The sequence below is a fragment of the Amycolatopsis echigonensis genome (assembly GCF_014174495.1).
Classification (GTDB): Bacteria; Actinomycetota; Actinomycetes; order Mycobacteriales; family Pseudonocardiaceae; genus Amycolatopsis; species Amycolatopsis echigonensis.
Window position 1 is genome coordinate 47856 of sequence record NZ_JACJHR010000056.1, and the last position, 11883, is coordinate 59738.

Genomic DNA, 11883 nt, shown 5'->3' on the forward strand with positions numbered 1-11883 from the left:
GGAAGCACGTTAGTCGGAAGTCCTGTGGTTTCACTCGCCGCACAGACCCGCGCTCGCAGCGTCACCCCACTACGATGAACGCTGTGAGCACTCAACCAGCACGCCAGGCCGGGGCCGGGGCCGGGCCGGACGTCAAGACCTTCGGCACCGCCGCCCTGCTGACCTTCGGTGCCGGGCTGCTCGGGATGGTCGGCTGGGGCCTGCTTTCGAGCGGGTTCGGCTTCTTCCTCGGCCTCGTAGTCGCCGGCTTCGGCATCTACTGGTGGAAGAACCTGCACGGCAGGGTGATCGCGAAGGACCTGCCGACCAAATCGGTGGTGATCCTGCTCGTCGTCGACATCGTGCTGTTCGGCGCGCTGGTCCTGCTGGCCCAGTAGGTCAGCACAGTCCGGCGGGCAGCGCCGGCGCGGGCCAGTCCGGATCCGGCCGGAAATCGGTGTGCGTGCCGTCGAACGGGTACGCGCCCCGCTCGGCCAGCGCGCCCAGCCGTTCACCCTCGGCGCGCAGCTGGTCAAGGTCGGCCTCGGTGAGCCGCCCCGCCTCGACAGCCGCCTCCGCTTCGTCCTCGTCCTTCCACTTCCAGCCCGCGCCCGGCGTCACGACCAGGTCGAGAATGCCGTCGATCCGGTCCGGGCCGGTTTCGGTGCGCCCGCGCGGCACCTCGAGGTTCACGTACCAATCGCGGAACCGGCCGTCCGCCTCGAAAAACCACCACACCGACGACCAGGCCCGGTCCGGAATCAGCCGCAGCGTCGAGGTGCCGTGCCAGACGTCCGGCACGCACACGCGCGGCTCGCGAAACCGTTGTCCCAGCGGCGCTTCCCGGAGAGTCCGGCCGTCCGCGAGCCTGCTGCCGACGATCGGCGTGCCGAGCGGGAGCCAGCCGAGCAGCGTCTCGCCGTCGTCGGAGATCACGCGCAGCGGATGATGCTGGCCGATGCTGCCGTCCGGGCGGACGAAACGTTCGACGACTGTCTGTCCCGGCGCCCAGCGGTGCTCAGTCATGCACGCCACGGTAGCGGCGAACCCGCATCCGCAGCAGCAGTTCCGCGACTGCGCCGAGGCCTGCCGCGAGCAGCACCGCCGGCAGCGGAGCGAACGCCGCGGCGACCACTGCCAGCAGCGCGCCCACTGCGACCGGAGCCCCGCCGGACGGCGCGAATCGCTGTCGTGCCCCGACGAAAGTCGTGAATGCCGCGGGGAGAGTCGCCAGGACTGCGATCACCGTGAGCAACGGCTGGAGCTGTCCGGCGTCCGCGGCGGAGAGCAGATCCCGCATCGCCGTCCCGGACAATCCGAGCCGGATCGGGCCCAGCTGCAGCAGCGTCACCGCCGTGACGGCGAGCGCGACGAGGCTCAGAACGAGCGCGCGTCCGGTGCTCCGCTCGCCCGGTTCCGGAACCAGGAACGGCAGCAGGAACAACGCCGCGACGACGATCCCGGCCGCGTTCGGCGTCCCGATTCCGCCCGCTTGCGACACCGGAGCGATCACCAGGCACATCGCCACCAGGACCGCCGCGGCGGCCAGGAGCAGGCCGATTACCCACTTGACCAGCAGATCCGGCAGCTGAAGCCCGGCGAGGGCCGCCGCGGCGACGAACACCACCAGGGCAGCGGCGGCGTATCCGGGCCGCAGCGGAAACACGTACGCGCCGAACGCCTGCGCGAGCACGACGACCTGAGCCAGCCGGGATAATCCGCCGACGATCCGGCCAGCCGGATCGTCGCCGAGCGCGGGCAGCCGGGAGCCTCCGACCGCGACCAGCGCGGCGAGCACGACCCCGGCGAGAACCCAGTACCCGGCCCCGGCGGCACCGGCCGCCAGCGTCACCAGGAGTGCTCCCGCGAGCCGCACCGCGATCCCCCTCCCCCCGTCCGGATGGCTTTGTCATTAGCATGGCTCACGATCGACCGGGCAGATCGCCCGGCGCCACCGCGACGTCGCGAGGAGCCAGAAGTGACCGTGCCGAAGCTTGCCCTCACCGAGAACACGGATGCGGCAGTGGGCAAGACCCGCGCCGACGTCGTCGTGATCGGCACCCTGCAGGGCGAGGACGGCCTCGAGCTGGCCGCCGGTGCGGAGGTCGCCGACGCGGCGTTCGACGGCAAGCTCGCCGAGGTGCTGGGCACGCTCGGCGCGACCGGCAAGGCCGAGGAAATCGTGAAGCTGCCGACGCTGGGCAAGCTGCCCGCGGGCGTCGTGCTGGCGGTCGGCCTCGGCAAGCGGAAGGACGGGGCGATCACCCCCGAGCAGGTGCGCCGCGCGGCCGGTGCCGCGGCCCGCGCGCTGAACGGCACCGAGCGGGCCTTCGTCACGCTCTCGGCCGTCGACCTGCACGCCGCCACCGAAGGCATCGCGCTGGGCGCGTACGTCTTCACCGAGTACCGCTCGGAGAAGGGCGACGGCCCGCTGGCGAAGGCGGACCTGGTCAGCCCGGCCGAGGGCACCGCGCGCGAGCACAAGGCCACGCTGAAGGCGGCCGGGTTCATCGCCGAATCGGTGATCATCGCCCGCGACCTGATCAATACCCCGCCGAACGACCTGTTCCCGGCGTCCTTCGCGGACCGCGCGAAGAAGCTCGCCGACGCGAACGGCCTCGAGTTCGAGGTGCTCGACGAAAAGATCCTCAAGCGCAAGGGCTTCGGCGGCATCCTCGGCGTCGGCGGCGGTTCGTCGCGGCCGCCGCGCCTGCTGCGGGTCAGCTGGAAGCCGGCGAAGGCGCGCAAGAAGGTCGCGCTGGTCGGCAAGGGCATCACCTTCGACTCGGGCGGCATCTCGCTCAAGCCCGCCGCCAACATGGACCACATGACCTCCGACATGTCGGGCGCGGCCGCCGTGCTCGCGTCGGTCGTGCTGGCCGCGAAGCTGAAGTACCCGCTCGAGGTCACCGCCCACATCCCGCTGGCGGAGAACCTGCCCTCGGGCACCTCCTACCGCCCGGGCGACGTGCTGACCATGTACGGCGGCAAGACCGTCGAGGTGCTCAACACCGACGCCGAGGGACGGCTCGTGCTGGCCGACGCGATCGTGCGCGCGGCCGAGGAGAACCCGGACTACCTGATCGAGACCGCCACGCTGACCGGCGCGCAGGTGGTCGCGCTGGGCAACCGGATCTCCGGCGTGATGGGCTCGGACGAGTTCCGCGACCGCGTCGCGGGCATCATGCAGGCCACCGGCGAGGGCGGCTGGGCGATGCCGCTTCCCGACGAACTGCGCGGCGACCTCGACTCGCGGCTGGCCGACATCGCGAACGTCACCGGCCAGCGCTGGGCGGGCATGCTCGTCGCGGGCGTCTTCCTGCGCGAGTTCGTGCCCGCGGACCTGCCGTGGGTGCACCTCGACGTCGCGGGCCCGGCGTTCAACTCCGGCGGCCCGTGGGGTTACACCGGCAAGGGCGGCACCGGCATCCCGGTCCGGACCATCGCCGCGGTGCTGGCGGACATCGCCGACCAGGGCTGATCCCCACGCTTGACCGGAGGCCCCGCACCACGCCGGTGCGGGGCCTCCGTCGTGTCCGCGGCCGTGTGGCACGCTCGCGCTCATGCAGCGCGACGACTATCTCGAGACCGCCGTTCGCGACGTGCTCACCGGCGACGAGGCCACGGCTGACCGCCGGATCGGCCACGCCGCGCTTCTCCTGGCCACCGCGGGCGCGTCCGACGCCGCGGACCGCCTTGTCACGCAATGGCACGCGGTGACCGGACGCCCGGCGTCCGTGCTCGCCGACAACGCGGTGCGCGCCCGCGCCTGGGCGATGCTCTTCGAGGCGCGCGGCGACCGTCCACAATGGGCAGACGCGCTGGTTCCGCTCGATCTGGACGCGGAAGAGCAAGCCCACCACGCACTTCTCGCCCGCCGAACGTCCGATTTGGACGGTCTGTTCGACGGTTCTCCGATCGCCGGCGCGGTCTCCGCGCTCGCTCCGGAGCGCCCCGATCCGGTGCGCGAAGCACTGGCCGCCGGCGACCTCGACGCGTGGGCCGCGCTCGTGGAAAACCACCCGGACCCGGACGTCGCGACGCTCGCCGCCACCCGCCCGCTCGCCGCCCGGCTGGCGGCCGGCGCGGACCCGCTCGGCCTCGGGACCGAGTGGCCGGACCAGTGCGCGGGCGCGCTGATCGCCGCGCTGCGCGAACGCCATCCGACCGGCCCGGGCAGCCTGCCGGAACTGGTCGCGGCCATCCTCCGGCTGCGCGGGCAGCAGGCCCCCGCCCCGGCGTCGCCCGAGGATCTCGCCGAGACCGAACACCGCCTCGGCTTCCGCCTGCCCGGCGACTACCGCGAATTCCTGACCATCGCGGACGGACTGCCCGCGGACGTGGTGTTCCCGCGGCTGCTGCCCGCCCGCGAACTGCGCGCCGACGGCACGGTCGTGATCATCTCCGACCCGGCGACCGTCCTGCTCGCGCACACCGGCGACAGCTGGCGAACGGTCGAAGTGGATCTCGCCTTCGGCAGCACCGCGCACGAGTCGTTCCGCGCGTTGCTGGAACACCACCACCGGCTGCTCGAAGCGAGTGCCTGATTCGAATGCCGGACCTCGCTCCCGCGTTCGGCCCGGGCACGATCGCGGAGCGCGGCTGTCGCCGCGGGCGGTGATGCCGAGCCAGCCCGCGGACTCGGCGGCAGCCCTTTGGGCCGGGCGACAGCTCGCGAACAGCCGACGCACCCCAGTCACGGGAAGCGAACGCCTGACTCAGCCGGCCGGACGGCGCTTCTGCCGTTCGGTGTACTCGCGCATGCGCTTCGGGTAACCGACGCGCGCGGCCTCGTACACCGGAATCGTGTGCTTGTGCCCGAACCGCTGGGCGGCGGCCAGGCTGCCGATCCGGCGGCGGGTCCATTCGCCGTCGTGCGCGACCAGCACCACAGTGGTGTCGGTCACCGTGGTCGGCGGCTCGACGTACGCCTCCACGCCGCGTCGCGCGGCCGCCCATTCTTCGAGGTAGCGGGTGTCGGCCGAGCTGCCGGAGCGGCCTGCTCCAGCGGCCGGACCGCGTCTGCCGCGGCGGCGCAACGAGTCGAAGATCCCCACTTCGACCACCTTTCTTCCGGCGAGAGTCCCGACTTCATTATTCCCGGCCGCGTGTGTGGCCGGTGTCGCAGCGCCGCCTTGGCCCGGCTAGGTCGCAACGCCGATCGGCGTAGTGACAAGATGGCGGTTGTCGCGCGCGCGGTTATACCGGGTGCCGCGGCGACCGAAGCTCCACCCCTATCGCTGCCGAGGAGTTATTGAAGTGAGCGACACCTCCGCCGACCTCGTGATCCTGGGAGGCGGATCGGGCGGCTACGCCGCGGCCTTCCGCGCGGCCGAGCTGGGCCTTTCCGTCACGCTGATCGAGAAGGACAAGCTGGGCGGGACCTGCCTCCACCGGGGCTGCATCCCGACCAAGGCCCTGCTGCACGCCGCCGAGGTCGCCGACGAGGCCCGCGACGCCGAGACCTTCGGCGTCAAGGCCGTGTTCGAGGGCATCGACATCGCGGGGGTGAACAAGTACAAGGACGGGATCGTCTCCCGGCTGTACAAGGGCCTCCAGGGCCTGGCCAAGGCGCACAAGGTGAACCTCGTCGAGGGCACCGGCCGGTTCGTCGGCGGCACGACCGTCGAGGTCGACGGCACGCGCTACACCGGCAAGAACGTCATCCTCGCCACCGGGTCGTACTCGCGCACCCTTCCCGGCCTCGAGCTCGGCGGCCGCATCATCGCGAGCGAGCAGGCGCTGACGCTGGACTACGTGCCGAAGAAGGTCGTCGTGCTCGGCGGCGGCGTGATCGGCGTGGAGTTCGCCAGCGTGTGGGCTTCCTTCGGGGTGGACGTCACCGTCGTCGAGGCGCTCCCGCGGCTCGTCCCGAACGAGGACGAGTACGCCTCCAAGCAGCTCGAGCGCGCGTTCCGCCGCCGCAAGATCGCCTTCAAGACCGGCGTGCGGTTCACCGGCGCGAAGCAGGACGACAACGGCGTCAGCGTGTCGCTGGAGTCCGGCGAGACGCTGGAAGCCGACCTGCTGCTGGTCGCCGTCGGCCGCGGCCCGAACTCGGCCGGGCACGGCTACGAGGAGGCGGGCGTCAAGATCGACCGCGGCTTCGTGCTCACCGACGACCGGCTGCGCACCAACCTGCCGAACGTGTACGCGGTCGGCGACATCGTGCCGGGCCTTCAGCTCGCGCACCGCGGCTTCCAGCAGGGCATCTTCGTGGCCGAGGAGATCGCCGGGCTGAACCCGCGCGCCATCGACGAGCGCGGCATCCCGCGCGTCACCTACTCGCACCCCGAGGTCGCGTCCGTCGGGCTCACCGAGTCCCAGGCCAAGGAGAAGTACGGCTCGGACGTCACCACGTTCACCTACGACCTCGGCGGCAACGGCAAGAGCCAGATCCTCAAGACCTCCGGCGGCGTGAAGCTGGTGAAGGCGCCGGACGGCCCCGTCGTCGGCGTGCACATGGTCGGCGACCGGGTCGGCGAACTGATCGGCGAAGCGCAGCTGATCTACAGCTGGGAGGCGTTCCCGGAGGACGTCGCCCCGCTGATCCACGCGCACCCCACGCAGACCGAGGCACTCGGCGAAGCGTTCCTCGCCCTCGCGGGCAAGCCGCTGCACGTGCACAGCTGACGCGCAACCAGCACAATCCAGACCACGTCTTAGCGATCAAGGGAGCCAGCGAACAATGGCCTACTCCGTCACGCTGCCGGAGCTCGGCGAGAGCGTCACCGAGGGAACCGTCACCCGGTGGTTGAAGCAGGAGGGCGACACCGTCGAGGTCGACGAGCCGTTGCTCGAGATCTCGACCGACAAGGTCGACACCGAAGTACCGTCGCCGGTCGCCGGCACGGTCGTGAAGATCAGCGCCAAGGAAGACGACACCGTCGAGGTCGGCGGCGAGCTGGCGGTGATCGACGACGGCACCGGCGGCGTGCCCGAGTCCTCCGCGCCCGCCCAGCAGTCCGAGCCGGAGCCCGCCCCGCAGCAGCAGGAAGCCCCTGCTCCGGCTCAGTCGGCCGCCCCGGCCGAGTCCGCTCCGTCGCAGCCGGACACCGCGCCGGCCGCCGGCGGTTCGGGCACCGAGGTGAAGCTGCCCGAGCTGGGCGAGAGCGTCACCGAGGGCACCGTCACCCGCTGGCTGAAGCAGGTCGGCGACTCGGTCGAGGTCGACGAGCCGCTGCTCGAGATCTCGACCGACAAGGTCGACACCGAGGTCCCGTCGCCGGTCGCCGGCACCGTGCTGGAGATCCGCGCGGGCGAGGACGAGACCGTCGAGGTCGGCGGAGTGCTCGCGGTCATCGGCGACGCGAGCGCCGCCCCGGCCGCCGCTCCGGCTCAGGAAAGCAAGCCGGAGCCCGCTGCCGAACCCGAGCCCGCCCCGGCCCCGGTCCAGGAAAGCAAGCCCGCCCCGGCCCCGGCGGCTCCGGCCCCCGCGCCCGCCGCTCCGGCTCCGGCACCTGCTCAGGAGAGCAAGCCCGCTCCGGCCGCCCAGGCCCCGGCGGACAACGGCTCCGCGGACGGCCCGTACGTCACGCCGCTGGTGCGCAAGCTCGCCTCCGAGCACGGCATCGACCTCGCGTCGCTGACCGGCAGCGGAGTCGGCGGCCGCATCCGCAAGCAGGACGTGCTCGCCGCGGCGGAGGCCAAGCAGAAGCAAGCCCCGGCCCCGGCTGCTGCCGCCCCGTCCGCTCCGGCCGCCGCCGCTCCGTCCGCGCCGCGCGCCGCCGCGGTCTCGCCGGAGGTCGCCGCCCTGCGCGGCACCGTGCAGAAGGCGAGCCGGATCCGGCAGATCACCGCCACCAAGACCCGCGAGTCGCTGCAGGTTTCCGCGCAGCTCACGCAGGTGCACGAGGTGGACGTCACCAAGATCGCCAAGCTGCGCCAGCGCGCGAAGGCGGCGTTCAAGGAGCGCGAGGGCGTCAACCTCACGTTCCTGCCGTTCTTCGCCAAGGCGACCGTCGAGGCGCTCAAGCAGCACCCGAACGTCAACGCGTCCTACAACGAGGAAACGAAGGAGATCACCTACCACGGCGCCGTGCACCTGGGCATCGCGGTGGACACCGAGCGCGGCCTGCTCTCGGTCGTGATCCACGACGCGGGCGAGCTGAGCCTGGCCGGTCTCGCGCACCGCATCGCCGACCTGGCGGCGCGGGCCCGGGCCAACAAGATCAAGCCGGACGAGCTGATCGGCGGCACCTTCACCGTCACGAACATCGGCTCCAACGGGGCCTTGTTCGACACGCCGATCATCGTGCAGCCGCAGTCCGGCATGCTCGGCACCGGCGCCGTGGTGAAGCGTCCGGTCGTGGTGAGCGACGCCGACGGCAACGACACCATCGCGATCCGCTCGATGGCGTACCTGCCGCTGACCTACGACCACCGCCTGGTCGACGGCGCGGACGCCGGCCGCTTCCTGACCACGATCAAGCAGCGGCTGGAAGAGGGCAACTTCGAGGACGAGCTGGGTCTCTGATCCGGTAGCTCCCCGCCCGACGGCCCCCGCACTTCACGGTGCGGGGGCCGTCGTCGTTTGCCGTTCCCGAAGGCTGGCTCGCCCGGCTCGCCGCGCATCCCGACGACGGGTCACCGGTCTTCGACGACGGCGCCGGCCGCCGGTTCAGCCATCTTCCGGAGCGCTCCCTGACGATCGCGTCCGCGATCAAGGTGATGCATCTGCTCGTCTACACGACCGCGGTCGCGCAGGGGCGCATCGATCCGGCCGCGCAGGTGCGCGTCGGCGATTGAGACGCCCGGCACCCGTACCTCGGAGACGGTCCGATCGGCCAGGGCAGCCACCGGAACGCGTTGCCCCGTCTGGGAATCCCCTGCGACGAGTACGGCGTCGCGAAGGGTCCGGACCAGCGCGTGCCGCTGCAAAGCATCGCGGAAATGATGATTCTCGTCAGCGACAACTCCGCGGCCGACTCCCTGCGCTCCCTGCTCGGCTACCGGGCGCTGCGAGCGGCCGCGGCCCGAGGCGGCTGGCGGATGCCGGACGTCCGGATGTTCGGCGGCGAGACGTTGCTGCGGTATTTCCCCGAGTACTGCCCGCCGCGGGGAGCCCGGTCATGGTGCGCCGCGCGGCGGGAGACGCGCTGTCGAACCGGTTCGCGTACGACCCGTCGTTCCGCGCCCAGGTGCTCCCCGCGCCGCCGAGAAACCGCCCTCCGCCGAAGCGGTCATGGCGTGGTCGGCAGCGACCGGCCAGGGCAGCGCCGCGCAATTGTCCGGCTTGCACCACGAAATCGCCGCGAGCCGCGATCGAGCGGCTGTCCTCGCGCACCAGGTCCTCGACGTGCCGGTCGTGGCCAAGCCGCCAGGAAGCTGCGCTGGGAAGTCCGGCTCACCACGCCCGCGATCCCTGTCGCTGCCGGACAGGCCGCGCGCCGAGGTGCTCGCCGGGACGGCTTTACCACCATCTCAGGGCGCTCGCCGCGGCCGGACTGGTCGAGCAGGACCGCCGCGGCAGCTACCGGCTCAAGCCGAGCGCCGCGATTCCCGCACTGGTGCTGCTGACCGCGGCCGCGGACGTCGCCGGTCAGCTCCGCCCGGGTGTGCGCGAACCGGGTCGATAGGACACGATCAGAGGCATGCGGGTACTCATCGCGGGCTCCGGCGGTCTCCTCGGCACCGCATTGACCGGACGGCTGCGCGAATCCGGGCACGACGTGCGCCGGCTCGTGCGGCGCACCGCGCGGGCGGAAGACGAACGCGGCTGGGACCCGCCGTCGGGACGGATCGACGACGGCGCGTTCGACGGCATCGACGCGGTGGTGAACCTGTGCGGCGCGCCGCTGCTGCCCGGCCGCTGGAGCGGAATGCGCAAACAGCAGCTGCTCGACAGCCGCGTGGAGCCGACCGAAGTGCTCGCCGAAGCCGTGGCGGAGCACGGCATCGGGGTACTGGTGAATGCCTCCGCGGTGGGCTACTACGGCAACACCGGGTCCACTGTGGTCGATGAGGACACCAAGGCCGGCAACGGTTTTCTCGCTGAAATGTGCGTCGAGTGGGAGAACGCCACCGCCGCTGCGGCCAACGCCCGCGTGGTCACGGTCCGCACCGGGCTCGTCCTCGCCCGGCACGGCGGCCTGCTCGACGTGCTGCGTCCGCTCTTCCGCTTCGCGCTCGGCGGGCGGCTGGGCGACGGCAGGCAGTACATGCCGTGGATCGCGCTGGACGACGAAATCGGTGCCCTGATGCACATCCTGGAGCACGACACGCTCTCCGGCCCGGTCAACCTCACCGGCCCGATCCCGGTGACCAACACCGAGTTCACCCGCGCCCTCGGCCACGCCGTGCACCGGCCCGCGCCGTGGTGGGTGCCGGAAATCGCGATGAAGATCGCCCTCGGCCAGGCCGCCGAGGAGATGGCGTTGTTCGGGCAGCGCGCAGTGCCGCGGAAGCTGGAGGCCAGCGGGTACGAATTCCGGCACCGCACCGTCGACGGCGCGCTCGCCGCGGCGACGTGACGATGCCGCGCGTGCGGTGGGTCGTCACCGGAGTGGTGCTGTTCGCCGCGTTCCTCTGGCTCGGCTTGCTCGTGGACCGGCAGCCGCTGCAGCTGGACGTCGAGGTCGCCACTGCCTTGCAAGGACAGAACACCCGCCCGGCCGGTCAGGTCGCGGGCGTGGTGACGAACGTCCTCGGTCCAGTCTTGCCGTACGTGCTCGGCGTCGTTCTGCTGGCGATCGTGCTGCGGAACCGGTCGCAGTTCTCACTGTGCGTGCGGCTCGCCGTGGTGCTGCTGCTGTGCCGGCTGACCAGCCTGGCGTTCAAGCCGGTGTTCCAGCGCCAGCGCCCGCGCGCGTACCCGGATCTGAGCTACCCCAGCGGCCACGTCGTCTCAGTGGCCGCCACCGGCCTGGTCGTGGTCCTGCTCTGCGCCTGGCTCCGGCCGCGGTTCGCGCGGTGGGCGATCTGGATTTCCGCCGCCGCCACCGTGCTGGCCGCGGCCTGCCGGATCGTGCTCGGCGTGCACTGGGTGACCGACACCGTCGGGGCCGTGCTCGCGGTGCTCGGCGTGGGGCTGGTGTCAGCGACCGCACTCCGGCTGATTCCCTTTCCGGCGCGCGAAAGGCGTAGCCTCGACGGGTGAGTTCTTCGAGCGCTAGCTGTCGTGCCGCCACCGAGCCCCTCGTCGTGCGCGAGGTCGGCACGATCGAGTACACCGAGGCCTGGGACCTGCAGCGGGAGATCCTCGCCGCACGCGCGGACGAAACCGGGCCGGACACCATGCTGCTGCTGGAGCACCCGTCGGTCTACACCGCGGGCAAGCGCACCGAACCCGAGGACCGGCCCGCCGACGGCACCCCGGTGATCGACGTCGACCGCGGCGGCAAGATCACCTGGCACGGCCCCGGCCAGCTGGTCGGCTACCCGATCCTGAAGCTCGCCGACCCGATCGACGTCATGCACTACGTGCGCAGGCTCGAGGAAGCGCTGATCGCGGTATGCGACCGGTTCGGCGTGCGCACTGGCCGCGTCGAGGGCCGCAGCGGCGTCTGGATCCCGGCCGACGAACGCGGCATCGAACGCAAGATCGCCGCGATCGGCATTCGCGTCCAGCGAGGCGTGACGATGCACGGGTTCGAGCTGAACTGCAACGCCGACCTGACCGCCTTCGACAACATCGTGCCGTGCGGCATCCGCGACGCGGGCGTCACCTCGCTGTCCTGGGAACTGCAGCGCGACGTCCCGGTCGCCGAGGTGCTGCCGCTGGCGAAGGAACTGGTGCTGGCCGCGCTCGAAGGCGAACTGCCGGTGAGCGACGACCGCTGGCTGCCGCGCCCGGAAACCCCGAAAGCCCCCGGCGTCACCTTCGCCCTGCAGAACTGAGCTGACAGCCCGGCCAAGACAGGACGGGCACGCCCACGCACCAGGGTGCCAGCCCCCACCCCGCAC

Annotated in this window: 12 protein-coding genes; 9 read left to right on the forward strand and 3 right to left on the reverse strand. The window is 71.8% G+C overall.

The window, feature by feature from the left end:
- Positions 1-74: 74 nt before the first annotated feature.
- Positions 75-377 carry a hypothetical protein gene (locus tag H5411_RS31215; protein WP_101435008.1) on the forward strand — a complete coding sequence of 101 codons (303 nt, stop codon included), beginning with the start codon at positions 75-77 and terminating at the stop codon, positions 375-377.
- Between the two features lies 1 nt (position 378).
- On the opposite strand, the gene H5411_RS31220 is transcribed toward H5411_RS31215, so the two are convergent.
- Both H5411_RS31220 and H5411_RS31225 read right to left on the reverse strand, forming a co-directional pair.
- Positions 379-1005: a ribonuclease FAU-1 family protein gene (locus tag H5411_RS31220; protein ID WP_101440693.1), complete on the reverse strand. Its 627-nt coding sequence runs from the start codon at positions 1003-1005 to the stop codon at positions 379-381.
- Positions 998-1855 carry a sulfatase gene (locus tag H5411_RS31225; RefSeq protein ID WP_101435009.1) on the reverse strand — a complete coding sequence of 286 codons (858 nt, stop codon included), beginning with the start codon at positions 1853-1855 and terminating at the stop codon, positions 998-1000. Before H5411_RS31225 ends, H5411_RS31220 begins: the two co-directional genes overlap by 8 nt.
- A gap of 102 nt (positions 1856-1957) precedes the next feature.
- Between H5411_RS31225 and H5411_RS31230 the strand changes: the two genes are divergently transcribed.
- Both H5411_RS31230 and H5411_RS31235 read left to right on the forward strand, forming a co-directional pair.
- The gene (locus H5411_RS31230) at positions 1958-3460 is read left to right on the forward strand and encodes a leucyl aminopeptidase (RefSeq protein ID WP_101435010.1); all 1503 of its coding nucleotides are present in this window, start codon (positions 1958-1960) and stop codon (positions 3458-3460) included.
- A gap of 82 nt (positions 3461-3542) precedes the next feature.
- The gene (locus tag H5411_RS31235) at positions 3543-4526 is read left to right on the forward strand and encodes an SMI1/KNR4 family protein (RefSeq protein ID WP_183125895.1); all 984 of its coding nucleotides are present in this window, start codon (positions 3543-3545) and stop codon (positions 4524-4526) included.
- Positions 4527-4697: 171 nt separating this feature from the next.
- On the opposite strand, the gene H5411_RS31240 is transcribed toward H5411_RS31235, so the two are convergent.
- Positions 4698-5045: an oxidoreductase gene (locus H5411_RS31240; RefSeq protein WP_101435012.1), complete on the reverse strand. Its 348-nt coding sequence runs from the start codon at positions 5043-5045 to the stop codon at positions 4698-4700.
- A gap of 193 nt (positions 5046-5238) precedes the next feature.
- Here H5411_RS31240 and lpdA point away from each other — a divergent pair, with 193 nt between their 5' ends.
- From lpdA to lipB, 6 genes are all read left to right on the forward strand, one after another.
- Positions 5239-6612: a dihydrolipoyl dehydrogenase gene (gene lpdA / locus H5411_RS31245; RefSeq protein ID WP_101435013.1), complete on the forward strand. Its 1374-nt coding sequence runs from the start codon at positions 5239-5241 to the stop codon at positions 6610-6612.
- A gap of 55 nt (positions 6613-6667) precedes the next feature.
- Positions 6668-8455 (forward strand): 2-oxoglutarate dehydrogenase, E2 component, dihydrolipoamide succinyltransferase, encoded by a 1788-nt coding sequence (gene sucB, locus H5411_RS31250; protein WP_101435014.1) that lies wholly within the window; start codon positions 6668-6670, stop codon positions 8453-8455.
- 38 nt (positions 8456-8493) lie between these two features.
- Complete coding sequence (locus H5411_RS47885) at positions 8494-8727, forward strand: serine hydrolase (protein WP_101435015.1); 234 nt, start codon at positions 8494-8496, stop codon at positions 8725-8727.
- Between the two features lie 845 nt (positions 8728-9572).
- Positions 9573-10451 (forward strand): TIGR01777 family oxidoreductase, encoded by an 879-nt coding sequence (locus H5411_RS31260; RefSeq protein ID WP_101435016.1) that lies wholly within the window; start codon positions 9573-9575, stop codon positions 10449-10451.
- Positions 10448-11077: a phosphatase PAP2 family protein gene (locus H5411_RS31265; RefSeq protein WP_167441855.1), complete on the forward strand. Its 630-nt coding sequence runs from the start codon at positions 10448-10450 to the stop codon at positions 11075-11077. The genes H5411_RS31260 and H5411_RS31265 overlap by 4 nt, the downstream gene beginning before the upstream one ends.
- A complete protein-coding gene (gene lipB / locus H5411_RS31270) occupies positions 11074-11817 on the forward strand; it encodes a lipoyl(octanoyl) transferase LipB (RefSeq protein ID WP_101435018.1) in 744 nt (247 codons plus the stop codon). Before H5411_RS31265 ends, lipB begins: the two co-directional genes overlap by 4 nt.
- Positions 11818-11883: the final 66 nt, after the last annotated feature.

What these genes read in the sequence shown, in the direction of transcription:
- H5411_RS31215 (WP_101435008.1), top strand. Translation starts at nt 75, where the DNA reads ATGAACGCTGTGAGCACTCAACCAGCACGCCAGGCCGGGGCCGGGGCC.
- H5411_RS31220 (WP_101440693.1), bottom strand. Translation starts at nt 1,005, where the DNA reads ATGACTGAGCACCGCTGGGCGCCGGGACAGACAGTCGTCGAACGTTTC.
- H5411_RS31235 (WP_183125895.1), top strand. Translation starts at nt 3,543, where the DNA reads ATGCAGCGCGACGACTATCTCGAGACCGCCGTTCGCGACGTGCTCACC.
- sucB (WP_101435014.1), top strand. Translation starts at nt 6,668, where the DNA reads ATGGCCTACTCCGTCACGCTGCCGGAGCTCGGCGAGAGCGTCACCGAG.
- H5411_RS31260 (WP_101435016.1), top strand. Translation starts at nt 9,573, where the DNA reads ATGCGGGTACTCATCGCGGGCTCCGGCGGTCTCCTCGGCACCGCATTG.